The 25,712-nt window shown below is 68.2% G+C and carries 26 protein-coding genes; 6 read left to right on the forward strand and 20 right to left on the reverse strand.

Features of this window, described 5'->3' with window-relative positions:
• Together RT97_RS18410 and RT97_RS18415 are read right to left on the reverse strand one after the other, a co-directional pair.
• On the reverse strand, positions 1 to 211 hold a 211-nt coding region (locus RT97_RS18410; protein ID WP_042580256.1), incomplete at its 3' end, for a TetR/AcrR family transcriptional regulator.
• A gap of 127 nt (positions 212 to 338) precedes the next feature.
• Complete coding sequence (locus tag RT97_RS18415; RefSeq protein WP_042580257.1) at positions 339 to 1,097, reverse strand: SDR family oxidoreductase; 759 nt, start codon at positions 1,095 to 1,097, stop codon at positions 339 to 341.
• A gap of 110 nt (positions 1,098 to 1,207) precedes the next feature.
• On the opposite strand from RT97_RS18415, the gene RT97_RS18420 reads away from it, so the two are divergent.
• Positions 1,208 to 2,095: a LysR family transcriptional regulator gene (locus tag RT97_RS18420; protein WP_042580258.1), complete on the forward strand. Its 888-nt coding sequence runs from the start codon at positions 1,208 to 1,210 to the stop codon at positions 2,093 to 2,095.
• A gap of 21 nt (positions 2,096 to 2,116) precedes the next feature.
• On the opposite strand, the gene RT97_RS18425 is transcribed toward RT97_RS18420, so the two are convergent.
• The 18 genes from RT97_RS18425 to RT97_RS18510 are packed head-to-tail and all read right to left on the reverse strand — an operon-like array spanning position 2,117 to position 20,196.
• Positions 2,117 to 2,980, reverse strand: coding sequence for an isocitrate lyase/PEP mutase family protein (locus tag RT97_RS18425; protein WP_042580259.1), 864 nt, complete (start codon positions 2,978 to 2,980; stop codon positions 2,117 to 2,119).
• Positions 2,977 to 4,389: an FAD-dependent oxidoreductase gene (locus tag RT97_RS18430; protein WP_042580260.1), complete on the reverse strand. Its 1,413-nt coding sequence runs from the start codon at positions 4,387 to 4,389 to the stop codon at positions 2,977 to 2,979. Before RT97_RS18430 ends, RT97_RS18425 begins: the two co-directional genes overlap by 4 nt.
• On the reverse strand, positions 4,386 to 5,000 hold the full coding sequence (locus tag RT97_RS18435; protein WP_042580261.1) for a cysteine hydrolase family protein: 615 nt from the start codon (positions 4,998 to 5,000) through the stop codon (positions 4,386 to 4,388). The genes RT97_RS18430 and RT97_RS18435 overlap by 4 nt, the downstream gene beginning before the upstream one ends.
• Entirely contained in the window at positions 4,997 to 7,051 is a 2,055-nt protein-coding gene (locus RT97_RS18440; protein WP_042580262.1) for a hydantoinase/oxoprolinase family protein, read from the reverse strand. The genes RT97_RS18435 and RT97_RS18440 overlap by 4 nt, the downstream gene beginning before the upstream one ends.
• Positions 7,048 to 8,757 (reverse strand): hydantoinase B/oxoprolinase family protein, encoded by a 1,710-nt coding sequence (locus RT97_RS18445; RefSeq protein WP_042580263.1) that lies wholly within the window; start codon positions 8,755 to 8,757, stop codon positions 7,048 to 7,050. Before RT97_RS18445 ends, RT97_RS18440 begins: the two co-directional genes overlap by 4 nt.
• Positions 8,750 to 9,268: a 3-isopropylmalate dehydratase gene (locus RT97_RS18450; RefSeq protein WP_042580264.1), complete on the reverse strand. Its 519-nt coding sequence runs from the start codon at positions 9,266 to 9,268 to the stop codon at positions 8,750 to 8,752. The genes RT97_RS18445 and RT97_RS18450 overlap by 8 nt, the downstream gene beginning before the upstream one ends.
• Positions 9,265 to 10,557 carry a 3-isopropylmalate dehydratase large subunit gene (locus RT97_RS18455; RefSeq protein ID WP_042580265.1) on the reverse strand — a complete coding sequence of 431 codons (1,293 nt, stop codon included), beginning with the start codon at positions 10,555 to 10,557 and terminating at the stop codon, positions 9,265 to 9,267. Before RT97_RS18455 ends, RT97_RS18450 begins: the two co-directional genes overlap by 4 nt.
• Positions 10,554 to 11,510 carry a tripartite tricarboxylate transporter substrate binding protein gene (locus RT97_RS18460; RefSeq protein ID WP_042580266.1) on the reverse strand — a complete coding sequence of 319 codons (957 nt, stop codon included), beginning with the start codon at positions 11,508 to 11,510 and terminating at the stop codon, positions 10,554 to 10,556. Before RT97_RS18460 ends, RT97_RS18455 begins: the two co-directional genes overlap by 4 nt.
• Before the next feature lie 39 nt (positions 11,511 to 11,549).
• Complete coding sequence (locus RT97_RS18465; RefSeq protein ID WP_042580267.1) at positions 11,550 to 12,260, reverse strand: ABC transporter ATP-binding protein; 711 nt, start codon at positions 12,258 to 12,260, stop codon at positions 11,550 to 11,552.
• On the reverse strand, positions 12,257 to 13,018 hold the full coding sequence (locus RT97_RS18470) for an ABC transporter ATP-binding protein (RefSeq protein WP_042580268.1): 762 nt from the start codon (positions 13,016 to 13,018) through the stop codon (positions 12,257 to 12,259). The genes RT97_RS18465 and RT97_RS18470 overlap by 4 nt, the downstream gene beginning before the upstream one ends.
• Positions 13,011 to 13,991 (reverse strand): branched-chain amino acid ABC transporter permease, encoded by a 981-nt coding sequence (locus RT97_RS18475; RefSeq protein ID WP_172672223.1) that lies wholly within the window; start codon positions 13,989 to 13,991, stop codon positions 13,011 to 13,013. The genes RT97_RS18470 and RT97_RS18475 overlap by 8 nt, the downstream gene beginning before the upstream one ends.
• 53 nt (positions 13,992 to 14,044) lie before the next feature.
• Complete coding sequence (locus RT97_RS18480; protein WP_042580270.1) at positions 14,045 to 14,917, reverse strand: branched-chain amino acid ABC transporter permease; 873 nt, start codon at positions 14,915 to 14,917, stop codon at positions 14,045 to 14,047.
• A 13-nt stretch (positions 14,918 to 14,930) separates the two neighbouring features.
• Entirely contained in the window at positions 14,931 to 16,136 is a 1,206-nt protein-coding gene (locus RT97_RS18485; protein WP_042580271.1) for an ABC transporter substrate-binding protein, read from the reverse strand.
• Positions 16,137 to 16,157: 21 nt separating this feature from the next.
• Positions 16,158 to 16,940, reverse strand: coding sequence for a GntR family transcriptional regulator (locus RT97_RS18490; RefSeq protein ID WP_042580272.1), 783 nt, complete (start codon positions 16,938 to 16,940; stop codon positions 16,158 to 16,160).
• A gap of 53 nt (positions 16,941 to 16,993) precedes the next feature.
• Positions 16,994 to 17,824, reverse strand: a complete 831-nt coding sequence (locus RT97_RS18495; RefSeq protein ID WP_042580273.1) for a helix-turn-helix domain-containing protein — start codon at positions 17,822 to 17,824, stop codon at positions 16,994 to 16,996.
• 20 nt (positions 17,825 to 17,844) lie between these two features.
• Complete coding sequence (locus RT97_RS18500) at positions 17,845 to 18,693, reverse strand: fumarylacetoacetate hydrolase family protein (RefSeq protein ID WP_042580274.1); 849 nt, start codon at positions 18,691 to 18,693, stop codon at positions 17,845 to 17,847.
• 25 nt (positions 18,694 to 18,718) lie between these two features.
• The gene (locus RT97_RS18505; protein WP_042580275.1) at positions 18,719 to 19,465 is read right to left on the reverse strand and encodes an SDR family NAD(P)-dependent oxidoreductase; all 747 of its coding nucleotides are present in this window, start codon (positions 19,463 to 19,465) and stop codon (positions 18,719 to 18,721) included.
• On the reverse strand, positions 19,462 to 20,196 hold the full coding sequence (locus RT97_RS18510) for an SDR family oxidoreductase (protein ID WP_042580276.1): 735 nt from the start codon (positions 20,194 to 20,196) through the stop codon (positions 19,462 to 19,464). Before RT97_RS18510 ends, RT97_RS18505 begins: the two co-directional genes overlap by 4 nt.
• Before the next feature lie 121 nt (positions 20,197 to 20,317).
• Here RT97_RS18510 and RT97_RS18515 point away from each other — a divergent pair, with 121 nt between their 5' ends.
• From RT97_RS18515 to RT97_RS18535, 5 genes are read left to right on the forward strand one after another with little or no spacing between them, the layout of a single operon-like run.
• Positions 20,318 to 21,025 (forward strand): FadR/GntR family transcriptional regulator, encoded by a 708-nt coding sequence (locus RT97_RS18515; protein ID WP_042580277.1) that lies wholly within the window; start codon positions 20,318 to 20,320, stop codon positions 21,023 to 21,025.
• Positions 21,026 to 21,084: 59 nt separating this feature from the next.
• Positions 21,085 to 22,098: a sialic acid TRAP transporter substrate-binding protein SiaP gene (locus RT97_RS18520; RefSeq protein ID WP_042580278.1), complete on the forward strand. Its 1,014-nt coding sequence runs from the start codon at positions 21,085 to 21,087 to the stop codon at positions 22,096 to 22,098.
• A 9-nt stretch (positions 22,099 to 22,107) separates the two neighbouring features.
• Positions 22,108 to 22,665 (forward strand): TRAP transporter small permease, encoded by a 558-nt coding sequence (locus RT97_RS18525; RefSeq protein WP_042580279.1) that lies wholly within the window; start codon positions 22,108 to 22,110, stop codon positions 22,663 to 22,665.
• Positions 22,666 to 22,703: 38 nt separating this feature from the next.
• Entirely contained in the window at positions 22,704 to 24,098 is a 1,395-nt protein-coding gene (locus RT97_RS18530; protein ID WP_042580280.1) for a TRAP transporter large permease, read from the forward strand.
• Between the two features lie 47 nt (positions 24,099 to 24,145).
• The gene (locus tag RT97_RS18535) at positions 24,146 to 25,672 is read left to right on the forward strand and encodes a UxaA family hydrolase (protein ID WP_042580281.1); all 1,527 of its coding nucleotides are present in this window, start codon (positions 24,146 to 24,148) and stop codon (positions 25,670 to 25,672) included.
• Positions 25,673 to 25,712: the final 40 nt, after the last annotated feature.

Consider the following 25,712-nt stretch of genomic DNA (forward strand, 5'->3'; position numbering starts at 1 on the left):
CCACCGAGATCTGCAGTTCCTCGCGGGAGCCGAAGTGGGCGAAGACGCCCGACTTGCTCATCTTGGTGATCTCGGCCACGGCGCCGATCGAGAGGCCCTCGAGCCCGATCTGCGCAGCCAACGCCAGCGCGGCGTCGACGATCACGGCCTTGGTCTGCTGGCCCTTCTGGGCGGCGCGGGCCGGCTTGGCGGGAACGGCATTGACAGACATCGTGGAGCTCCGAATAAAACGAACGGTCGTTCTATTTTGCGGGAGCTTTGCACTTTTGGCCGCAAATGACCTTCAGGCCACGAAGGTTAATTGATGTAAACCGGGGCCGCCAGGGCCCCGGCCTCGATCAGAACTCCTGCGACACGGGACGCACGACCACCTCGTTGATGTCCACGTTCGCCGGTTGCTCGACCGCATAGACCACCGCGCGGGCCACCGAATCGGCGGGAATCTGGTTGGCGTCGTAGAAGGCCTTCACGCCCGCCGCGGCATCGGCGTCGGAGCTGCCGAACTTCAGTTCCGACTCGACCGCCCCCGGCGACACGACCGTCACCCGCACCCCGCTGTTGCCCATTTCCACGCGCAGGCCCTCGGAAATGGCGCGCACCGCGTGCTTGGTGGCGCTGTACACGGTGCCGATCGGCGTGAACACCTTGATCCCGGCGATCGAGGCCACGTTCACGATGTGCCCGCTGCCCTGCGCCTGCATGCGCGGCAGCACCGCGGCGATGCCGTAGAGCACGCCCTTGATGTTGACGTCGATGGTGCGGTCCCACTCGTCGACCTTGAGCTTCTCGATCGGCGACAGCGGCATCACGCCCGCGTTGTTGACCAGCACGTCGATGCGGCCGAAGGCTTCGACCGTCGCGGCGGCGAGCTTTTCCAGGTCGGCGCGCCGGGACACGTCGGTGGCGATGGCCACGGCTTCGCCGCCGGCCTCGCGGATCTCGGCGACCACCTTGTCGAGCCGGTCGGTGCGGCGTGCCGCGAGCACCACCTTGGCGCCGCGCGCGGCCAGGTGGCGCGCCATGGATTCGCCGATGCCGCTGCTGGCGCCGGTGACGATGGCGACCTTGCCCTTGATGTTGTCTTGAACGGATGTCATGGAGAAATTCCTTTCGGGTGTGTTGAAGAAGTGCATGCAGTGTGGAAAATCCACGCGTTCCAGTAAATGAAACTCTGGCGACTTCAGAATTCCTCAACAAGGAACAACCCATGGCCAACCGCCTCGAAGCCCTGCGCGTCTTTTTCACCGCTGCCGATGCCGCCAACTTCCGCGAGGCGGCGGTGCGCCTGTCCGTGTCGCCGCAGGTGGTGACGCGCGCGGTGCGCGAGCTGGAAGAAGAACTGGGCGAGCCGCTCTTTCACCGCAGCACGCGCGGCGTGCAGCTCACCGATTTCGGCCGGCAGCTCGCGCAGCGCGCCCGCATCGCGGTGGGCGGCGTCGACGAACTCTTCCACCGCATCGACCGGCGTTCGTTGTCGCAGCACGCGGGCACGGTGCGCGTCACCGCGCCCAACGTCTATGGCAGGCGCCTGATTCCCGAGGCGCTGGCGCCGATGCTGGCAGCGCATCCGGGACTGGTGCTCGACCTGCGGCTGTCGGAAGAACACGCCGACGTGGTCGACGAGCAGATCGACATCGGCGTGCGCGCGGGCCCGATCCGCGATGCGCGCTTCGTCGCACGCACGGTCGGCCGGATGCAACTGCGCGTGGTGGCAACGCCGGCGCTCATCGCGCGCACCGGCATCCCGGAGAACCTCGAGGCGCTGCCCGGCTTCCCGCTCACCGCGCTGCTCGACCGCAGCGCGGGCCGGCCCTGGTCGTGGTTCTTCAGCAAGGGGCGGCAGATGCCGGTCGGCGCGCCGGCCTTCATTACCGACGACGTCGATGCCGAATGCGCCGCGGTGCGCGCGGGCCTGGGCTTCGGCCAGCTCGCGGGGCCGCTGGCCGAGCCGCTGATCGCGTCGGGCGAACTGGTGGAAGTGCTCGAGGCGGAGGCGCCCGAGTCCTGGCCGATCCATGTCTACCGCTCGCAGCGCGCGCCGGTGCCGGCGCGGGTGCGGCTGGTCTACGACGAACTGATCCGCGCGTTGCGCTGAGCCGCGTGGCCGGTCTTGCGGTCAGTCGTATTTCTGGCCGTTGCGCATCAGCTCGGGCGTGCCGATCACCTCGTTGAGCGCATCGAAGTCCAGCATCTGAGGCCGCCACGGCTGCGTGGTGCGGTGCTTGTGCAGGCTCCCGTAGTAGCCCTGCAGCGTGTGCACCACCGCGCGCGCGGTGCCGCCCGGAAAGATCGCGATGCGAAAGCCGTGCTTGTGCAGCGCATCGGCATCCTGGATCGGCGTCTTGCCGCCTTCGACCATGTTGGCCAGGAGCGGCACGCGGTCGCCGAAGCGCTGGCACGCCGCATCCATCTGCTCGGGCGAGCGCAGCGCCTCGATGAAGAGCGCGTCCACGCCGCAGGCGAGGTACGCCTCGGCGCGGTCGAGCGCGGCCTCGAGCCCTTCGACCGCCACCGCATCGGTGCGCGCGAGGATCAGCGTGTCGCTCGATGCGCGCGCGTCCAGCGCGGCCTTGAGCTTGCCGACCATTTCGCGCTCGGGCACCACGGCCTTGCCGTCGAGGTGGCCGCAGCGCTTGGGAAAGGTCTGGTCCTCGATCTGCACCATCGCCGCGCCCGCGCGCTCGAAGCCGCGCACGGTGCGTTGCGTGTTCAGTGCATTGCCGAAGCCGGTGTCGGCATCGACGATCACCGGCAGGCTCACCCGCTCGGTGATGCGCGCGAGCGTGTCGGCCACCTCGGTGAAGGTGGTGAGGCCGACGTCGGAGCGGCCCAATCGCGTGTAAGCAATCGATGCGCCCGAAAGATACAGCGCCTCGAAGCCGGCCTGCTCGGCCACCAATGCGCTGAGCGCGTCGTACACGCCGGGCGCGAGCACGATGTCGTTGCGCGCGAGCCGGGTCTTGAAGGAAGGGTTCGTCATCTGGACGCTTTCGTCGAAGGGATCAATGCGGCAGCCGTGCGGGCCGCGATGTAGCCCCCGGCGACGGCGCTCAGCAGGCCGTTGCCGGAGAGGTAGCCCCACACCGCGTCGCCCGACACGCCGCCCGCCGCGCCGCCGGCCGCGAGCAGGTTGGCGAAGGGCGTGCCGTCGTGGCGCAGCACGCGCATGTCGGGCGCGGTGTCGAGGCCGCCTTGGGTGTGGAAGAGCGCGCCCGTGACCTTCACCGCGAAGTACGGCGCATCGAGCGCGCGTGCGAACACGCGTCCGTCGGGCGATGTGCCGCTGTGCATGGCGTCCAGCGTGCCCTGGAGAACGCCGGGCTCGCAGCCGATGCAGTCCGCGAGCGCGGCGACCGATTCGCAGCAGCGCAAGGCGCCCGCCGCCTCCGCATCGCAGAAGTCGGGAAAGCCGCGCGCCAGCGCGAGCAGCGGCGCATCGAACACATTCCACGCAATGCCGCCCGGCTGCGCGAGCACATGCACCGCCGCTTCCGAGTAGCCCTGTGTCTCGTCATGGAAGCGCCGGCCCTCGCAGTTGATCTGCACGCCGCCTTCCATCATCACGGCCCACGACATCAGCGCCCCTTGCGGCGTGACCCACGAGCCGTGGCCCTGGTAGCCGCCGAGATCGCGCAGCCGCGCGCCCAGCGATTCGCCCCAGAGAATCGCACTGCCGTCGTTGCCGATGTGGCCGCCGAAGGTGGCTTCAGCCATCTCCGGCAGCAGCGCGCGGACCATCTGCGCATTGCCGCCGAAGCCGTTGCAGGCGAGCAGCAGCGCGTCGCAGGCCAGCGCCTCGCGGCTGCCGTCGGGCCGCGTGTAGTCGATGCCGATCACCCGGTCTTCGGCATCGAGCACCAGCGTGTCGACCAGCGCCTGCGTCAGCACGGGAATGCCCGCGGCCTCGACCGCCGACTGCAGCGCCGCCATCAGCGACGCACCCGTCTTCTGCGGCAGCGCGTGCATGCGATGCACGCTGTGGCCCGGATAGAGAAAGCCGTCGAGCAGCATCCACTGCAACCCGTGCCGTTCCTGCAGCGCATCGAGCGCGGGCCCGATGGAGGCCGCATAAGCCTCGACCAGCGCAGGCGCCGCGCGCCCATGCGCCTTGGCCTGGATATCGGCGGCGAAGCGCTCGGCGCTGTCCTCGCGCACGCCGTGCGCGCGCTGCGTGCGGGTGCCGGGTGCGGGAATGAATCCCGAGGACAGCGCGGTCGATCCGCTCGGCACCACATCGCGCTCCAGCACCACGCACTCCACGCCCGCATCGGCCAGCATCAGCGCGGCGGTGAGCCCGCAGGCACCGCCGCCGACGATGGCCACCGGCACGTGCACGTCGGCTTCGACCTGCGCCGCGCGGCGGACGAGGCGCGAAGGGCTTCCAGTCATGCGAGCGATGCGGCGAAGGCCGCGCAGTCCGTCACCTCGGCCACGTTGCGCATGTCGGCCAGCGAGGTCTGGTGGCGCTCTTCGCCGAAGGCCGCGCAGCCGTCGGCGAGCACCAGCGTGCGGTAGTCGCGCATGTGCGCATCGCGCACCGTGCTCGCGACGCCGCCGTTGGTGACGATGCCGCAGACCGCGACGGTGTCGATGCCCGCGCGCCGCAGCACCCAGTCGAGCTGCGTGTTGAAGAAGGCCGAATACGCGACCTTGCTGACCGTCACGTCGATGAGCCCGCTCAACGCATCGACGTTGGCCTGGCCCCAGCTACCGGGCGCGAAGTCGCCTTTCTTCAGGTACGGGCGCAGCGCCTTCAGGTGCGGCGAGACCATCGGCTCGCCGCCCGCGTCGGGCCACAGCGTGAACTGGCTAGCTACCACCAGGCCGCCCGCCGCCTTGAGCGCGCGTGCGACCTCGGCCACGCGCGCAGGCAGCAGCAGCGCCGGCGGATTGGTATCGCCGCCGCGCGCATAGGCGCCCTTCGCATCGAGAAAATCGTTCTGCAGGTCAATGATGACCAGCGCCGTCTTCGCCGCCACCGGCTTCGTCGCTTCGCTCACGACAGCCTCACCAGCAGGTTGCCGTGCGCATCGACCTCGGCATGGAAGCCGGGTTCGAGCCATACGGTGGTGTCGGCCTGCTCCAGGATCGCGGGCCCTTCGATGCGCGCGGCCACCGGCAGTTCGAGCCGCGCATGGCGCACAGCCTCGTGCCATTGGCCGTTGTGGAACACGCGCTGCGTGCCCAGCGGCGCGGTGCTGCCCTCCCCTTCGGGCGCGAGCACCTTCAGATCGAACTTGGGCCGCACGCCGATGCGCGCGTAGCGCAGGTTCATCACGCGGATCGGGATGCCGTCCAGCACGCGGCCGAATGCGGCCGTGTAGCTGGCTTCGAACGCAGCGCGGATCGACGCGGCCGTGAGCGGCGACTTGCCTGCATCGGCGAGCACCACGGGCAGCGTGTGCGTCTGGCCCGCGTAGAGCATGTCGAGCGCAATCACCTCGCGCACTTCGTCGAAGCGCACGCCCGAGGAGTCGAGGCGCTGCTGGCAGCTCGCGGCCAGTTCGTCGATGCGGTGCTGCACGTCGGCCACGTCGAGTTCGGTCAGCGGCTTGTTGAGCGTCTGCACCGCGTCGTGGCGCATGTCGGCGATCACGCAGCCGAGCGCCGAGGTCACGCCGGGATAGCGCGGCACGATGCCCGTGGCCACGCCCACCTCGCGCATCATCGCGCACACATGCAGCGCGCCGCCGCCGCCGAACGGCATGTAGGCGAAGCGGCGCGGGTCGTGCCCGCGCTCGATCGAGACCAGGCGGATCGCGCCCGCCATGCGTGCGTTGGCCACCGTGAGGATGGCTTCAGCAGCCGCATGCACGTCCAGGCCCAGCGGACGCGCAACGTGTTCCTCGATGGCCTGGCGCGACTTCTCCGCATCGAGAGCGGCGAGCAAGCCGCCGCCGAGCGGGCGGTCCGCCGCGATGCGGCCCAGCAGCACGTTCACATCGGTCACCGTCGGCCGCATGTTGCCGCGCCCGTAGCACGCAGGCCCCGGCACGCTGCCGGCCGACTCGGGGCCCACCTGCAGCATGCCGCTCGCATCCACCGAGGCGATGGAGCCGCCGCCTGCGCCGATGGTCTCGATCTGGATCATCGGCGAGCGGATCACCATGCCGAACTCGATGGCGGTCTGCGCAGCCAAAGCCGCCTCGCCGTTCGCCACCAGCGACACGTCGAACGAGGTGCCGCCCATGTCGCCGGTGATGGCATTCGGAAAGCCCGCCGCGCGCGCAATCGCCGCGCAGGCGATCACGCCGGCCGCCGGACCCGACAGCGCCGTGCGCACCGGCAGGTCGCTCGCGGTCTGGCGCGACATCACGCCGCCGTTGCTCTGCACCACCAGCAGTTCGCCCGCAAAGCCCTGGCCGCGCAGGTCGGACTCGAGCCGGCCGAGGTAGCTGCCCACCACCGGCTGCAGCGCTGCGTTGAGCGTGGCGGTCGAGCAGCGCTCGAACTCGCGGATCTCGGGCAGCACTTCGCTGGCCGAGGTGACGTGCGGGTTGGGCCACAGCTCGCGCACGGCCGCAACGGCCAGGCGCTCGTTTTCGGGGTTCGCGTAGGTGTTGATGAAGAACACGCACACCGCCTCGCAGCCTGCTTCGAGCAACGAACGTGCTTCGGCGCGCACCTGCTCCAGGTCGACCGCGGTGTGCAGCGTTCCATCGGCGAGCACACGCTCGTCGACTTCCCGGCGCAGGTCGCGCGGCACCACGGGCGTGAAGCTGCCGCGCAGACCCCAGGTCTCGGGGCGGTCGCGGCGGCGCATCTCCAGCACGTCGCGGAAGCCGCGCGTGGTGATGATGCCGGTGCGCGCCACCTTGCGTTCGAGCAGCGCATTGGTGCCGACCGTGGTGCCGTGCACGATGGTGGAAATGTCGGCGGCCGAATCGGCCACGCGCGCCACGCCGTTCATGAAGCCGCGCGCTTCTTCGCCGCGCGTGGAGGGCACCTTGACGATGCGCGCCGTGCCGTTGGCCTCGTCGAGCACGAAGAGGTCGGTGAAGGTGCCGCCGACATCGACGCCGACGACAAGGGATTTACCAGTGGAAGTCATTCGGACGCTTTCTTGTCGGTGCCGGTCGTCACATAGCCCATCGCGCTGTCGGCCTCGCGCTGCGGTGCGGGCCGCTCGGCCGCACTGCCCCAGCCGCCGCCGCCCGGCGTTTCGAGCCGCACGCGTTCGCCGCGCACCAGTTGGATGCCGCGCATCTTCGAGACCATGGGCGGGGTGTGCCACGTGCCGTCGTTCTCGTAGCTGAACTTGTTGACCGCGCCTTCGCCGCCACCGGCGATGCCCTTGGGCGGCGAGGTGCCGCGCTCGCCGAAGACGAACACCTCGGCGTCCTTCTCGAGCAGTTCGATTTCATAGACCGCGCCGAGGCCGCCGCGGTGCTGGCCGTCGCCGCCCGAGTCGGCGCGCAGCGACCATTCGGTGAAGCGCACCGGGTACGCGGCTTCGAGGATCTCGAGCGGCGGGATCGTCGCGGTCGAGATCGGCGCGTTGCCGTGCGAGAGCCCGTCGCCACCCGAGTGGCCGCCGTGTCCGCCGCCGAAGAAACTGAACATCACCCAGCGCTGGCCTTCGCGGCCCTTGTCGCTGCGGTGGCCCGCGATCGACAGCGCGTTGATCGTGCCGTAGGCCTGCGCCACGGCGCGTGTCGGGTCGGCCTGCGCGGCGGCGCTGAAGATCACGTCGATCATCCGCAGGATGGTCTCGGTGTAGCCGCCGACCGGCCGCGGGCGCTGGCAGCTGATCACCAGCTTGTCGGGAATGTCGAAGTCCACCGCGTCGAGCACGCCGGCATTGGCGGGCACATCGGGAAACAGGTGCTTGAGCGCGACATAGCACGCCGCCACGGCGGTGGCGCGCGAGATGTTCACAGGCCCCGCGCATTGCGGCGACGTGCGCGAGAAGTCGAGCAAGAGCCGGTCTCCGGCCACGGTCATGTCCAGGGCGATGGTGAGCGGCTCATTGGTGATGCCGTCGTTGTCCAGCACGTCCTCGAAGCTGTAGCGGCCGTCGGGGAGCGAGGCGATGTGCGAGCGCATGAGCCGCAGCGCGCGGCTGCGCAGCTCGCCGAGCGCGTTCAGCACCAGGTCGTCGCTGTACTCGTCGAGCAGGCCGTTCAGCCGCTTCTCGCCCAGCTCCAGCGCCGCGAGCTGGCCGTTCAGGTCACCCCAGAGGCTATCGGGCAGGCGCGTGTTGGCCTGCAGGATGGCCAGCACGTCCGCATCGAGCACGCCATTGCGCACGATGCGCACCGGCGGAATCTGCACCGCCTCCTGCCAGCACTCGGTGGCGGCCGGGTTGTAGTTGCCGGGCACGGCGCCGCCCACGTCGTGCCAGTGCGCGGCCGAAGCCATGTAGCAGTAGAGCTTGCCGTTGCGAAAGAAAGGCTTGACCAGCTTGAAGTCGTTGGCGTGCGTGCCGCCGTCGTAGGCATCGTTGCTGATCCAGATGTCGCCGTCCTTCATGCCGCCGCGCGGTTCGGCCGCCTTGGCGGTCGCGCGCACCGCGAAGGCCATGGCGCCGACGAACACCGGCAGGCCCGACTTGCCCTGCACCAGCGTGTCGCCGCTCGCGGCGTCGTACAGGCCGTGGCAGGCGTCGTGGGCCTCGGCAATGATGGGATTGAACGCGCTGCGGTAGAGCGTCGCGTCCATCTCGTCGGCCACCTGCTCGAGGCGGCCGCGCAGCACGGCGAGCGTGACGGGGTCGATCGCTGTCGCGGTCGCTGCGAAAGAGGAAGGGTCAGACATTGCTTGCTTTCTGGGAGGCCGGTGAGCCGCCACGCTGGCGTAACTGGTTCATCAATCCGCCGGCGCGGACCATGTCCATGAGGAATCCGGGCACGGGCTCGCAGGCCAGCCGTGCACCGCGGGGCGAGACGACGGCGGGCGCCGTGGTGTCCAGGGCAATGCGGTCGCCCTCGGCCAGCGTCTCGGCCTCGGCACACGTCAGGAGCAGCAGGCCGAGGTTGAAGGCGTTGCGGAAGTAGAGCCCGCTGTACGAAGGCGCGATCACCGCCGCCACGCCCAGTTGCACGAGCACGGCCGCGGCCTGCTCCCGCGAGGAGCCGATGCCGAAGTTCGGGCCGGCCACGATCACGTCGCCCGGCCGCACCTCGCCTGCGAACTCGGGGCGAACGGCCTCCAGGCAGTGCTTGGCGATGATGTCGATGCCGTGCTTCATCGCATGGCCCGGCGCGAGCGCGTCGGTGTCGACGTCGGCGCCCAGGCGCCAGACACGGTGCAGGGTCTGGCCGTTCATGCGAGCACCTCGCGCGGATCGGTCACGCAGCCGCGCAATGCGGCGGCGGCCACCGTGTAGGGCGACCCCAGGTAGACCTGCGCGGTCGGCGAGCCCATGCGGCCCTTGAAGTTGCGCGCGGTGGTCGAGATAACGGTGACGTCGTCGCCCATCGGATCGCCGTAGCCGGAGCAGGCGCCGCAGGCGGTCGGGAACAGCTCGGCGCCCGCATCCATCAGCACCTGCAGCACGCCCTCTTCGCGCGCCTGTTCCTGGTCGCGGATGCTGGCGGGCGCCACGATCAGGCGAATGCCGCTGGCCACCTTGTGGCCACGCAGCACCTCTGCGGCGGCGCGCAGGTCGTCGAGCTTGGCGCCCGTGCAGGCACCGATGTAGGCCACGTCGACGTGCGTGCCCACGTAGCGGCTCACGCCGTGCGCGTTGGCCGGGCTGTGTGGCGCGGCGACGTAGGGTTCGAGCGTGGAGGCATCGAAGCGATGGTCCGTGAGCGTGGCGTCTTCGTCGGTGAACCACGGCGCCATGTCCACGGGCGGTGCGCCTGCGCCGGCCAGGAACCCGGCCGTGGTCGCGTCGGGTGCGATCAGCCCGGCTTGTGCGCCCAGTTCGGCGCTCATGTTCGAGAGCGTCATGCGCTCCTGCATCGACAGCGCGGCCACCGCGGGCCCCGCGAACTCGACCGCCTGGTAGCGCCCGCCGTTCATGCCGAAGCGGCCGATCATGTGCAGCATCATGTCTTTCGCGGTCACGCCCGTGGGCAGCGTGCCGTCCCACCACATGCGGATGGTCTCGGGCACGCGCAGCCAGATCTGGCCGGTCACCATCACGCCCAGCATCTCGGTGCTGCCGATGCCGAACATGTAGGCGCCGAACGCGCCGCCCGTGGGCGAGTGGGAGTCGCCGCCCACGCACAGCATGCCGGGGCGGATGTGGCCGTGCTGCGGCACCACCACGTGGCAGATGCCCTGGCTGTCGTACACGTGCGGCAACTGCTGGTCGCGTGCCCAGTCGCGCGCGATGCGCACGATGCGACGCGAGTCGTCGTCGCGCTCGGGCACGTAGTGATCCATGACGAGCACCACGCGCGAGCGGTCCCAGATCTGCGCGCCCAGTTCCTCGAGCATGGGCTTCAGGCGCCGCGGGCCCGAGGAGTCGTGGAACATCGCCATGTCGACGCCGCAGGTCACGATCTCGCCCACCGACACCCGATCGCGTCCGCTAGCGCGTGCGATGAGCTTCTGCGCCAGCGTCTGCGCCTGTGTCTGCGCGCGGGTTGGAGCCATCGATGTCATTCCGGCTTGGCTCCCGAGAACTTGACGACCTTGGCCCAGCGCGTGATCTCGCTCTGCACGAAGGCGGAGAACTGCTCGGTCGAGTTGCCGACCGGGATCGCACCCTCGGTGTCCAGGCGCTGGCGCATGTCGGCCTGCTGCAGCGCGTGGCGCGCCGCATCGCCGATCTGCTTGACGCGGTCCGCAGGCATGTGCGCAGGGCCGAAGAGGCCGAACCACGCGCTCGATTCGTAGCCCGGCAGCGCCTCGGCAATCGCAGGCACGTTCGGAAAGGCAGGCAGCCGCTTGGCCGTGGTCACGCCCAGCGCCTTGAGCTTGCCGGCCTGGATGTGCGCCTTGACGTTGCCCACGGCCGCGAACATCAGCTGCACCTGGCCGGCAAGCACGTCCTGCACCGCGGGCGACGTGCCCTTGTAGGGAATGTTCACGATGTCCACGCCCGACTGCATCTTGAAGGCCTCGCCGGCCATGTGCAGCGAGGAGCCCACCGCGCCGATCGCGAAGTTCAGCTGCCCCGGCTTGGCCTTGGCGAGCGCGATGAGTTCGCGCACGTCCTTGGCGGGCAGCGACGGGTGCGCCACGAGGATCGACGGCGACGTTGCCACGCAGGTGAGCGCGGTGAAGTCCTTCACCGGGTCGAACGGCAGCGTCGGGTAGAGCGTGGCGTTGATCGCGTGGCTGGTGAAGCTCATCAGGAGCGTGTTGCCGTCGGGCGCAGCCTTGGCGACCGCATCGGCGGCGATGTTGCCGCCCGCGCCGGGACGGTTCTCGACGATGACCGTGCGGCCGAGCGCCGGGCCCATGCTCACGGCGAGCGAGCGCGCGAGCGTGTCGGTCGAGCCGCCCGCGGGCGCGCCCACGAGGATGCGCACGGGCGCGTTGCCGATCTGTGCGAAGGCGCCGCCGGCCCATGCCGCGGCCAGCGACGAGAGGAGGATGTCGCGTCTTTTCATGTGTTGTTCTCCGGGAAAATCGTGGGGTGTTCGCGGGGGTCAGAGCCCCAGGTAGGCACGCCGCAGTTCGTCGCTGCCGAGCAATTCGCCCGGCAGGCCCGAGAAGCGCACGCTGCCGTTCTCCAGCACGTAGGCGCGGTCGGCGATCTCCAGCGACTGGCCCACGTTCTGCTCGACCAGCATCACCGCGAGGCCGCCGTCGCGCAGGTCGCGGATCAGCGAGAACATCTCTTCCACCAGCAGCGGCGAGAGGCCGAGCGAGGGTTCATCGAGGATCAGCAGCACCGGCTCGGCCATGAGGCCGCGCGCGATGGCCAGCATCTGCTGCTCGCCGCCGCTCATCGTGCCGGCGTGCTGCGCCATGCGCTCGCGCAGCCGCGGGAAGATGTGGAACATCTTCTCGACGTTGGCTGCGCGCCGCTCGCGGCCGCGGGTGAAGGAGCCTAGCTCCAGGTTTTCCAGCACGCTCAGGTTGGGAAACACCTTGCGGCCTTCGGGCACCTGGATGAGGCCAGCCTTCACCACGTCGCGGTAGTGCGCGCCGCTCAGGTCCTTGCCGTCGAAGCGCACCGTGCCGCCCCACGCGGGGCACAGGCCGCAGACCATCTTGTTGAGCGTGGACTTGCCCGCGCCGTTGCTGCCGAGCAGCGCGACCATCTCGCCGGCGTTCACCTGCAGGTCGACGCCGCGCAGCACCTCGACGCGGCCGTAGCCGCCGCGCAGGCCCTGGATTTCGAGCAACGCGCTCATGCTTGAACTCCCGATGCGGCCTTGCGCAGCCGCGCCGCGGTGCCATGGCCCAGATAGGCTTCGACGACCCGGTCGTCGGAGGTCACCTGCGCTGGGCTGCCCTCGGCGATCAGCTGGCCCTGCGCGAGCACCCACACGTGTTCGGCCAGGTGCATCACGGCCTGCATGACGTGCTCGATCATCAGCACGGTGACGCCGCTGTCGGCGATGCCGCGCACCACCGGCATCATCTCGGCGATCTCCTGGGGGTTGAGGCCGGCGAGCACTTCGTCGAGCAGCAGGAGGCGCGGTTTCGTGGCGAGTGCGCGGGCCAGTTCGAGTCGCTTGCGGCCGGCCACGGTGAGGTCGGACGCGGGCTTGTCGAGTTGCGGCGCGAGGCCCACGCGCAACGCGACGGCTTCGGCGTTCTGCAACGCCTCGGCGCGGCCGCGCACATGCAGGTGCGCGCCGACCGCGATGTTCTCGCGCACCGTCTGCGCGGCGAAGGGCTTCACGATCTGGAAGGTGCGGGTCATGCCGAGCGCGGCGTTGCGGTGCGGCTCGCGGCCGGTGATGTCCTCGCCTGCGAAGCGCACGGTGCCGGTGTCGGGCTTGAGGAAACCCGACATCAGCGCGAACAGCGTGGTCTTGCCCGCGCCGTTCGGGCCGATCAGCGCGCTCAGGCTGCCTTCGCGCACAGAGAGGCTCACGTTCTGCACGGCCTTCAGGCCGCCAAAGGAGCGCGAGAGGCCGTCGATGGCCAAGAGGGCTTCAGTCATGGCGGCCTCCCTTGGACTTCCACAGCTGCCGCACCGACAGCCCGATGCCCGCGATGCCGCGCGGCACGAAGATGACGATGAGCACCAGCACCGTGCCATAGATCACCATGTTGATGCCGGGCAGTTCGCCGAAGAGGTTGCGCGTGAGGTCCGACAGCACATGCAGCACCACCGCGCCGAGCACCGGCCCCCACATCGTTCCCATGCCACCGACGATGGCCGCGACCAGCGCCTCGATCGACACGGCCGGGCCGTAGGCGATGCCCGCGTCGATGTACTGGAACACCTGAACGTAGAAGGCGCCCGCAGCGCCCATGAACGCCGCTGACAGGCCGATGGCCCCGAGCTTCACGCGGAACGGATTGACGCCGACGGCGCGCGCCGCATCCTCGTTGTCGCGCACCGCCTGCAGGTACGCGCCGAAGCGCCCGTTGCGAAGCCACCAAGTGACGAGCAGCGCCGCGACGACCATCGCGAGCACAACCCACAGGTAGCCCGCGCGCGAAGGGAACTGCAGGTTGGCCACCGACTCGCGCAGCGGCACCATGAGCCCGACGCCGCCGCCCGTGAAGTCGACCGACAGCGCGAGGATGCGGAACACCTCCGCGAAGGCCAGCGTGACCAGCGCGAAGTACGAGCCCTTGAGGCCATAGCGGAAGGTGAGCGCGCCCATGAAGAGCCCGACGAGCGCGGCGCCGACGATGGCCAGCGGCAGCGCGATCCAGGCGTTGATGCCGCCCTGCAGTTGCGCGATCGCCTGGATGTACGCGCCGGTGCCGAAAAACAGCGCATGCCCGAACGAGAACTGCCCGCCGAAACCGCCGAGGATGTTCCAGGCCTGCGCGATGAGCGTGGCGTAGAGCGCCATCATCACGAAGTTGAGCGTGACGCCCGACTTGGTGACAAGCGGCACGCACGCCACCAGCACCGCGAAGAGCGCGATGCCCGCGAGTTGCTTCATGCCCGCGTTCATTCGATAGCCTCCGCCTTCGGCTTCGGCATTCGCCTTGGGAGCGGCCCGGCGGCTCATGCCTTGGCCCCGAACATGCCCTGGGGCCTGAAGAGCACCACGCCGATGAAGATCGCGAAGATGCCGATCTGCCCCAGCGACTCACCGAGGTACAGGCCGCCGAGCGACTCGACGATACCGACGAGGAAGCCGCCGATCAGCGCCCCCACGAAGCTGCCCATGCCGCCGAGCACGACGATGGTGAAGGCCACCAGCACGAAGCCGCCGCCCACTTGCGGGTTGACGTAGTACGCCGGCAGCAGGAAGCACGCGGCGGCACCGAGGCACGCGAGGCCGATGCCGAAGCTCATGGCGTAGACATGGTCCACGTCGATGCCCATGAGCTTGGCGCCCTCTTTCTCTTTCGCAACCGCACGGATGGCGCGCCCGAGGTCGGTGCGGCCCATGATCCAGAACAGGATGCCCGAGACCACGAGCGCACCCGCGAACGCGACCAGCTTGGGCACCGCGATCATCGCGGGGCCGATGGCGACGGTGCTGAGCGAATAGGCGGTGTCGATGTTGCGCGTGTCGGACTTGAAGAAAAGCAGCGCGAGGTTTTCCATGACGATGGCGATGCCCAGCGTGGCGAGCAGGATGTTCTCGTCCTTGCCGTGGCCGGCGCGGTTGATGACCACGCGCTGCAGCGCATAGCCGAGCGCGAACATGCCGAGCACGACGATGGGCAGCGCGAGGTAGGGGTCGATGCCCAGCCGTTCCTTCAGGAAGTACACCGCGTACAGCGCCAGCATCAGGCTGGCGCCGTGCGCGAAGTTGATGATGTGCAGGACGCCGTAGATCAGCGTGAGCCCCAGCGCGATCAGTGCGTACACCGCGCCCGTCGTCAGCCCGTTCAGGACCGACGGGAAAAGAATGCCGAAATCGAACATCCCGCCTTCCGCCTCAGACCGCGCGCAGGGGGAACACCGGGTCCACCTCGCGGTAGTCGCGCGGGATGATGACCTTGATGTCGTTCTTCACCACCTGCGTCATGAGCGGCTGCGCGCCCTCGTTCTGGCCGTTGACGAACTTGGTCGGGCCGTAGGGCATGAAGTGGTTCGAGAAGGTGCTCTTCTCCAGCGCATCGACGATGGCCGCGCGCTCGGTGGACTTGGCGCGCTCCAGCGCATCGGCCAGGAGCCACATCGAGGCGTAGGTCATGAAGACCTCGTAGCTGAAGAACTGGCCCTTGGCCTCCACGCGCTTGCGCAGGTCCTGCGCGCGCTTGTCCTTCGGGTTGAACCAGTGGTTGCAGTCGATGATGCCGTTGGCTGCGTCCGGAAATTCCTTCACGAACTTGTAGCTCGACGCCGCGCCGCCGAGCACCGAGAAGATCGCCTTGGGCACCACCTTCTGCTGCTGCATGGTGCGCACGAGCAGCGCGTACTCGTTGTAGTAGTTGGCCGGGATCACGATGTCGGGGTTGATCGACTTCATGCGCAGCACGATGTTGTTGAAGTCGCGCGTGGGGTTGGCGTGCTTGACAACTTCCTTCACCTCGAAGCCGTAGCCCGGCAATTCGCGCGAGAGCAGCTGCGCGGTGCCGGCGCCGAAGAGCGACTCCTCGTGGATGATCATCACCGTCTTGGCCGGGTTGCCCGCGGCCTTGTTGAGCACCAGCAGGTTGGCCATGGCCACCTCGGTCGACTTCTTGTAGCCGGGGCCGAAGCGGAAGGTGTTCTTCAGGCCGCGCTCCACGATCTGGTCGGCCACGCCCACGTCCACCACGTGCGGCAGGTTGTACTTGGCCGCGGCCTGCGTGGTGGCCAGACAAATGGCGGACGCATAGGCGCCCACGATGGCCGAGACGCCGGCTTCGTTCATCTTCTCGACCTCGGCGGCGCCCGCCTGCGGCTGCGACTGCGCATCGCCCAGCAGGGCCTCAAGCTTCGCGCCGCCGAGCGACTTGATGCCGCCCGCCGCGTTGATGTCCTCGATGGCCATCAGCGCGCCGAGGCGGCACTGCTGGCCCGAATAGGCCAGCGCGCCGGTGACCGGATGCAGCACGCCGACCTTGACGGTCTTGGGCTGCGCGCCGGCCACGAGCGGGAAGGCGACGGCGGTCGCCAGGGCGGCGGACTGCGACACGAAACTGCGGCGGTTCTGCATGGTGGGCTTTCCTTTTTCTCTTCAGTTGAACTGGGCTGACACGTCTTTGCTGACCCACACCTTCGCGTCGATGCTGCCCACGCGGGAGAGCTGCATTTCGTAGGTGTAGCGGTCGGGGCGGTAGAGGCCGTGCAGCCACTGCACGGGCCGTTCGTCTTCGTCGTAGATGAGGCGGCGCACCGCGAGCAGGGCCGAACCGACCGACACGTCGAGGTGCTGCGCAAGCACGTTGTCTGCCAGGCGCGCCGAGATGGTCTGGTGCGCGCGCCCCACCTTCACGCCCGACTCCTCCAGCAGCACGAGGATCGGCTTCTTGGAGAGCTCGCGGCGGCCGAAGCGGCGCGCGATGGTGTCGGGCACGTAGGTGGTGATGTGGGAGAGCGGGCCTTCCTTGGTGGAACGCACGCGCACCGCCTTCTGCACCGCGTCGCCCAGCTGCAGCTGCAGCGCCTCGGCCACCTGGGTGGACGCGGTGATGGTCGCGACCTCGATCACCTTCACCGAGGTGTGCAGGCCCATGGTGACCAGGTTCTCGAGCAGGCCGCGCAGGTTGGCGCGCTCCAGGTTCTTCGCGCCGGGCGACTCGCCCGCTGCCGGTGGCGGCAATGCGCGCGTGCGCCGGCCGGGGTTGCGTGCGATCAGCCCTTCGGACGCGAGCTGCTCGAGCGCACGGCGCACCGTGACGCGCGCCACGCCGAACTGCGCCATGAGCGCGAGTTCGCCGGGCAGGCCCTCCGCGAAACGCCCCTCGTGCAACTGCTCACGCAGGACCAGATAGATCTGGTGGTACTTCGGCAAAGGCATTTGCGACATGCCTTTGATGTTTTTGCAGTTTCAATGTTCTGTCAATGGGACATTTAAGACCGAATGCCGCGCTGCCAGGCGCCGGGGGTGAATCCGAACTGGCGCGTGAAGATGCGCGTCATGTGGCTCTGGTCGGAGAACCCGCTGGCCGCCGCAGCCTCTGCGAGGTCGGCGCCGTGGCGGATCAGGTGGCGCGCGCGTTCGCTGCGCTGCAGCACGAGCCATGCATGCGGCGGCACGCCGTAGGCCTTCTCGAAGCGGCGCAGCACCTGGTAGGTGCTCAGGCCCGTCATCGCCGCGAGCTCGGCGAGCGTGGGCGGGGCGAGCAGTTCGTCGGCGAGGCGGTCGCGCACCTGCTTCACGTTGGCGGCGGCTTCGTGTGACGGAGCGGCCGTGGAGTGGCCGTCGCGCAGCAGGCCGCAGACTTCGGCCAGCGATTCATCGCAGGCGAGCAGTTCGACGCGGCGCGCATCCGGTGACGCGGTGCGCCAATCGTCCAGACGGTTGAACAGGCGGCGCAGCATGTCGCCGAGCCTTGCATCCTGGATGACAGGGCGCGTCAACGCCACATCGGCGGCGACATCGCCATTCATCGCGGCCATCACGCCGGCATCGAAATACACCATGCGCCAACGGCGCGACGGCCCGCCGAGCGGCTGGCCGTCGTGTACTTCACCGGGGTTGGTGGCGATCAGGTCGCCCGCATACGCATCGACCTTGCCGCACCCGCTGGCCGAGCGCTGCGCGCCGTGCTCCAGCAGGCCGAGTCCGTAGGTGGAATGCCAGTGCCGGCCGTAGTGGCGGGCACTCTCGATCGCGGTGCCATGCACGCCCTCCCAGGGCGTGCCGAACACCTGCGATCGATGGTCCGGCGGCGCTTTCATCCGCCGGATGATCGCAGGGATCAGAGCTTGAAGGGAATGACTTCCTGGCGTTGTTCGCCCAGGCCTTCGATGCCGAGCGTCATCACGTCGCCCTTCTTCAGGAACAGCGGCGGCTTCATGCCCATGCCGACGCCGGGGGGCGTGCCGGTGGTGATCACGTCGCCGGGCATCAGCGTCATGAACTGGCTCACGTAGCTCACGATCTTGGCGACCGTGAAGATCATGGTCTTGGTGCTGCCGGTCTGCACGCGCTGGCCGTTCAGGTCGAGCCACATCGAGAGCTTCTGCGGGTTCTCGATCTCGTCGCGCGTCACCAGCCAGGGGCCGAGCGGGCCGAAGGTGTCGCAACCCTTGCCCTTGTCCCAGGTGCCGCCGCGCTCGATCTGGTATTCGCGTTCGCTCACGTCGTTGATGGTGCAGTAGCCGGCCACGTAGTCGAGCGCGCTCTTCTGCGAGACATAGCGCGCCTGCGTGCCGATGACCACGCCGAGCTCGACTTCCCAGTCGCTCTTGACCGAGCCCTTGGGCAGCATCACCGGGTCGTTCGGGCCCTGGATGCAGCTGGTGGCTTTCATGAAGACCACGGGTTCCTTGGGCACCGGCAGGCCCGATTCGGCCGCATGGTCCGCATAGTTCAGGCCAATGGCGATGAACTTGCCGACGTTGGCCACGGGGCTTCCCAGGCGCGGCTTGCCCTTGACCAGCGGCAGCTTGTCCAGCTTGGTCTTGCGCAGCTTGGCGATGGCGGCATCGCCGAGTTGGTCGGGCCCGATGTCCTTGACGATGGCGCTCAGGTCGCGCAGCTTGCCGTCGGCGTCGATGAGGCCGGGCTTCTCCTTGCCGGGGTTGCCGTAGCGGACGAGTTTCATGCTTTCCTTTCAGTGCATTGAATGATCAATATGTGGAGCGGCCACCGGAGAGGTCGAAAACCGCGCCGGTGGAGAACGAACAATCTTCGGTGCAGAGCCAGCCGACCATCGCGGCCACCTCTTCCACCGTGCCGAATCGGCCCATGGGAATTTTGGACAACATGAACGCGATGTGCTCGGGCGTCATCTGGTCGAAGATCGCGGTCTTCACCGCGGCGGGCGTCACGCAGTTGACGCGGATGCCGGTGTCGGCCAGTTCCTTGCCGAGCGACTTGGTGATGCCGATGACCGCCGCCTTGCTCGCGCTGTAGGCGCTGGCGTTGGGGTTGCCCTCCTTGCCGGCCACCGATGCGATGTTGACGATGCGGCCGTAGCCCTGCTTGCGCATCTGCGCCACCACCTCGCGGCAGCAGAGGAACACGCCGTTGATGTTGACCTCCATCACCTGGCGCCAGTCGTCCACCGGGTAGTCCCACAGCTTGACGTTGGGGCCGGTGATGCCGGCGCTGTTGACCAGCGCATCGATGCGCGATGCATGCGCCAGCGTGGCGGCCACGGCCTTGGCAACCGAAGGCTGCTGCGACACGTCGACCTTCAGCGCGAAGGCCTTGTCGCCGAGCGATTGGGCAGCCTGGTTCGCCGCCGCTTCGTCGCGGTCCCACAGCGTGACGCTGCCGCCCGATGCCACCAGCCGCTGCGCGATGCCGAAGCCCAGGCCCGTGGCGCCGCCGGTGATGACCGCGTGCCGGCCGGTGAAGTCGAGCTGGTTCATATCGTGATGCCGCCGTCGACGGTGAAGAACTGGCCGGTCGCGAAGATCGATTCGTCGCTCGCGAGGAAGACGACCACGGGCGCGATCTCCTCCGCCTTCGCGAGCCGTCCCATCGGCTGGCGCGCGATGAAGGCCTTGCGGGCCTCCTCGGGGTCGGCGTTGGCGTTGATGCGGTCGCCCAGCGAAGGCGTATCGACCGTGCCCGGGCACACCGCGTTGCAGCGGATGCCCTTGGTCACGTAGTCGGCGGCCACGCTCTTGGTGAGGCCGAGCACCGCGGCCTTGGTGGTGCCGTAGACAAAGCGGTTGGGCAGGCCCTTCATGCTGGAGCACACGCTCGCCATGTTGATGATGCTGCCGCGCCCCGCCTTGAGCATGGCGGGGAGCGCCGCCTGGATGGTCCACATCTGCGCGCGCACGTTGAGCCGGAAGGCGAAGTCCAGGTCGTCGTCGCTCGCCTGCTCGATGGCGCCGTTGTGCACCACGCCTGCGCAGTTGAAGAGCACGTCGAGCGCGGGCAGCTTCGCGAAGAGCGCGCCGATGGCGGCCTTGTCGAGTACATCGAGCTTGACGGCGGTGACGTTGGCAACGCCCGCATAGCGCTCCAGCAGCTTCTCGTTGACGTCGGTGGCCCAGACCTGGGCGCCCTCGGCGGCCAACGCCAGCACGCTCGCATGGCCGATGCCCTGGCCGGCGGCGGTCACGAGCGCGGTCTTTCCCTTCAATCGCATGGTGTCTCCAATTCGGGTTTGGCCCGATGGGTGGCACGGGCGACACATCGTATTCTGAATTGGCCTTACCACTTGTCCAATTCAGGACAACCCTTAAACCTCGTTCGCCCTCTCGCTCCTCGTGCCCCTTCAGACCGTCGAACCCCAGCGCCTCTATCGCCAGATCGCCGACCAGCTGCGTGCGCTGATCGCCAAGGGCGAATTCGCCGTGGGTGCCCGCCTGTCCGCAGAGCGAGACCTCGCCAAGCAGCTCGGCGTGAGCCGCCCTTCGGTGCGCGAGGCGCTGATCGCGCTGGAGGTCGAGGGCTGGGTCGAGGTGCGCACGGGCTCGGGCGTCTACGTGCTCGACCGCTCGCACCGCGCCGCCGCGCCAATCGCGCCCACCGAATGGGGGCCGCTGGAACTGATCCGCGCGCGCCGCGTGATCGAGGGCGAAACGGCCGCCATCGCCGCCGCCGCGGGCAAGCGCAAGGACGTCGACGCGATGACGCGCGCCATCGAGGTCATGCGCGAGATGGCCGACCGCAAGGTGATGCCGCTCGAAGGCGACCGCGCCTTCCACCTGGCCATCGTCACCGCCAGCGGCAACGCGGTGCTGGTGGAGACCGTGCAGAACTTCTGGGACTCGCGCAAGGGCCCGATCTTCACGCGCCTGGGCGGCTACTTCGAGAACGTTTCTTCCTGGCGCTCGGCCATCGCCGAGCACGAGGCCATCCGCGATGCGGTGGCCGCCCGCGACGCCGAAGGTGCGCGTGTCGCGATGCACGCGCACATGGACAAGTCGCACCAGCGATTCAGCGCGAGCTGGCGACGCGCGAAGCCTTCCTGATTTCTCGCCAGCAGTTTTTCCGAATTTTTCTGCCAACGACTACAACGGAGACAAGCCAAATGATCAGAGACAGCAAGAACAGCAGCAAACGCACCGCCCTCAAGGCCCTGGCCGCCTGCGCCCTCGCGGCCGGCGCGCTCGGCGTGTCGGGCATGGCCTCGGCGCAGACCAAGCTCAAGTGGGCGCACGTCTACGAGACCTCGGAGCCCTTCCACAAGTACTCGGTGTGGGCCGCCGAAGAGATCAAGAAGCGCAGCAACGGCAAGTACGACATCCAGGTGTTCCCGGCCTCCAGCCTCGGCAAGGAAGCGGACATCAACCAGGGGCTGACGCTGGGCACGGTGGACATCGTGCTGACCGGTGCGAGCTTCGCGGGCAACAGCTACAAGCCGCTGGCCATCACCTACTTTCCGTTCATCTTCCGCGACGCCGAGCACCAGCTGAAGTACGCTAAGAGCGACGTGTTCAAGGAGCTCGCCAAGGGCTACGACGACAAGACCGGCAACCACATCACCGCGCTCAACTACTACGGTGCGCGGCACGTCACCTCGAGCGCGGCGCGGCCGGTGAGCAAGCCCGAAGACATGAAGGGCCTGAAGATCCGCGTGCCCGATGCGCCGGCCTACCTGGCCTTTCCCAAGTCGCTGGGCGCCAACGCCACGCCTATCGCCTTTGCCGAGGTCTACCTCGCGCTGCAGAGCGGCACGGTCGATGCGCAGGAGAACCCGCTGCCCACCATCGAGGCCAAGAAGTTCTACGAAGTGCAGAAGAACATCTCGCTGACCGGCCACATCGTCGACTCGCTGCTCACCGTGGTCTCGGGCCAGCTCTGGGGCAAGCTGAGCGCCGACGAGAAGAAGATGTTCTCCGACGTGATGCAGGAAGCCGCCGAGAAAACCGGCCGCGAGATCATCGCCTCCGAGACGCGGCTGGTGGAGGAGTTCAAGAAGAAGGGCAACAACGTGATCGTGGTCGACAAGAACGCGTTCCGCGAGGCGGTGCTCAAGAACACCAAGCCCACCGACCACGGCTATCGCCAGCAGGACTACGACCGCATCATCGCGATCAAGTAAGGCGACACGATGAGCGATGAAAAGCTGCTGGGCGACGACGGCGAGTTCCACGTCAAGGACGAGGCCGTCGACCTGTCCGGAACCACCGTGGAGGCCTGGGCGGCGCTGGGCATCTTCTGGGTGCTCGGCCTCACGGTGCTCTACCAGTTTGTGACGCGCTACGTGCTGAACGACTCGGCCTCCTGGACCGAGGAGATTGCGCGCTACCTGCTCGTGGGCACCGTGTTCGTGGGCGCCTCGATCGGCGTGGCGCGCAACAACCACATCCAGGTCGACTTCTTCTACCGCCACATGCCGGCCGCGATGGGCCGCGCGCTGGGCATCGTGGTGGACGTGCTGCGCACGGCGTTCTACGCAGCGGCGGTGGTCATGACGGTGCAGATGATGATCAAGATCGGCAACAACGCGAGCATGACCATCGTCGACCTGCCGATGAACATCGTCTACGGCGTGTGCCTGCTGGGCTTCGTCGCCATGTTCGTGCGCTCGGTGCAGGTGAGCGTGGTGCACTGGCGCCGCGGCTACTGCGTGCTGGAACGGCCCGAATCCACCATCGACGACCGCTGAGGTCGCGACCTTCTCCACGTCTGCACGACAACAAAAACATGCTGAAGATCGTCTTCCTGCTCTTCATGAGCGCCGGCATCCCGGTCGCCGTGGCCATGGCCGGCGCCTCGCTGGTCTACATCCTCTGGAGCGGCAACCTGCCGGGCTTCGTCGTCATTCACCGCATGGTGAGCGGCGTCGATAGTTTCCCGCTGCTGGCCGTTCCCTTCTTCATCCTCGCCGGCAACCTGATGAACAACGCCGGCATCACCAACCGCATCTACAACTTCGCGCTCGCGCTGGTGGGATGGCTCAAGGGGGGCCTGGGCCACGTCAACATCCTGGGCTCTGTGATCTTCTCGGGCATGAGCGGCACCGCGATCGCGGACGCGGCGGGCCTGGGCACCATCGAGATCAAGGCGATGAAGGAGCACGGCTACTCGACCGAATTCGCGGTCGGGGTGACCGCGGCCTCGGCCACCCTGGGCCCGATCATTCCGCCGAGCCTGCCCTTCGTGATCTACGGGATGATGGCCAACGTGTCGGTGGGCGCGCTCTTCATCGCGGGGCTGATGCCGGGGCTGATCATGACGCTGCTCATGATGCTCACCGTGGCCTACTACGCGCACAAGAACGGCTGGGGCGCGGACGTGAAGTTCCAGTGGACGCGCCTCATGAAGGCGCTGGTCGAGCTCCTGGTGGTGTGCCTCTGGCCCACGCTGCTGTGGCTGGCGATCGACAAGCTCGGCGCGCCGGCGCAACCGGCGGTGCTGATCGCGCTGGTGATCCTCTTCGCGGCCGACAAGGTCTTCAAGTTCGAGGCGGTGCTGCCGATCATGACGCCGGTGCTGCTCATCGGCGGCATGGCGACGGGCCTCTTCACCGCCACCGAAGGCGCGATCGCGGCCTGCGTGTGGGCGATGGTGCTGGGCTTCTTCTGGTACCGCACGCTCAAGTGGAAGATGTTCGTCAAGGTGTGCCTGGAGACGGTGGAATCGACCTCGACGGTGCTCTTCATCGTGGCGGCCGCTTCGATCTTCGGCTGGATGCTGACGGCCACGGGCGTCACCGCCGACATTGCCGCGTGGGTGCTCAACTTCACCAAGGAAGCCTGGGTGTTCCTGCTGCTGGCGAACCTGCTGATGCTGTTCGTCGGCTGCTTCCTGGAGACCACCGCGGCCATCACGATCCTGGTGCCGATCCTCTTGCCGATCTCGAACCAGCTGGGCATCGATCCGGTGCACTTCGGCGTGGTGATGGTGCTCAACCTGATGATCGGCGTGCTGCATCCGCCGATGGGCATGGTGCTGTTCGTGCTGGCACGCATTGCCAACCTCAGCATCGAGCGCACGACGATGGCGATCCTGCCCTGGCTGGTGCCATTGTTATTGAGCCTGGGCATCATCACCTACTGGCCCGCCACCGTGCTGTGGCTGCCGAGGATCATGCAGTAGTGACCACCGCCGGCCTGCCCGTGCCGGCTCCAAAGACGATACCCACGATGACCCCCTACATCCGACTCCACCCCGCCGACGACGTCGTCATCGCGCGCTCGCAACTGCTGGGCGGCACGCTCGTCGAGAACGTGGCCGTGCGCGGCCTGATCCCACCGGGCCACAAGGTCGCGATGCGCAGCATTGCGCAGGGCGAACCGGTGCGTCGCTACAACCAGATCATCGGGTTCGCGAGCAAGCCGATCGCGCCCGGCGAGCACGTGCACACGCAGAACCTGGACATGGGCCCGGACAAGGGGGACTTCGCACGCGACTACGCCTTCGGCGCCGACGTGAAGCCCTCGCCCCCGAAGCGCGAAGCCACCTTCATGGGGATCAAGCGCGCCGACGGCCGCGTGGCCACGCGCAACTACATCGGCGTGCTGACCAGCGTGAACTGCTCGGCCACGGCCGCGCGCGCCATTGCCGATCACTTCTCGCGCCGGACCAACCCTTCCGCGCTCGCGGCATTCCCCAACGTGGACGGCATCGTCGCGCTGACGCACGGCACAGGCTGCGGCATGGACACCGAGGGCATGGGCATGCAGGTGCTGTCGCGCACGCTCACGGGCTACGCCACGCACCCGAACTTCGCGGGCGTGCTGGTGGTCGGCCTCGGCTGCGAAGCCAACCAGATCAACGCATGGCTCGCGACAGGCCACCTGGCCGAAGGCGAGAACTTCCGCACCTTCAACATCCAGGACACGGGCGGCACGCGCAAGACGGTCGAGAAGGGCGTGGCGCTCATCAACGAGATGCTGCCGCGCGCGAATGCCGTGAAGCGCGAGCCCTGCAGCGCGGCGCACATCACCATCGGGCTGCAGTGCGGCGGCTCGGACGGCTACTCGGGCATCAGCGCGAACCCGGCGCTCGGCGCCGCGGTCGACCTGCTGGTGGCGCACGGCGGCACGGCCATCCTGAGCGAGACGCCCGAGGTGTACGGCGCCGAGCATCTGCTCACGCGCCGCGCGGTGAAGCGCGAGGTGGGCCAGAAGCTGGTGGACCGCATCAAGTGGTGGGAGCACTACACCGAGATCAACGAAGGCGAGATGAACAACAACCCCTCGCCCGGCAACAAGGCGGGCGGGCTCACCACCATCTTGGAGAAGTCGCTCGGCGCGGTCGCCAAGGGCGGCACCAGCAACCTGGAGGCGGTGTACGAATACGCGGAGCCCGTCTCCGCGCACGGCTTCGTCTACATGGACACGCCGGGCTACGACCCGGTGAGCGCCACGGGCCAAGTGGCCGGCGGCGCGAACCTGATCTGCTTCACCACCGGGCGCGGCTCGGCCTACGGCTGCGCGCCCTCGCCTTCGCTCAAGCTCGCGACCAACTCGGCGCTGTGGCAGCGGCAGGAAGAAGACATGGACATCAATTGCGGCGAGATCGTCGACGGCACGGCCTCGATCCAGGAGATGGGGCAGCGCATCTTCGAGCTCGTGCTGGCCACCGCTTCGGGCGCGCAGTCCAAGAGCGAGCAGCACGGCTACGGGCAGAACGAATTCGTGCCGTGGCAAGTCGGCGCGGTGATGTGAACGCGGGGCACGGCATGAGCGCAGCGCCGGGCCGCCCGAA

It is taken from the genome of Variovorax paradoxus, from assembly GCF_000834655.1.
Lineage (GTDB): Bacteria > Pseudomonadota > Gammaproteobacteria > Burkholderiales > Burkholderiaceae_C > Variovorax > Variovorax paradoxus_F.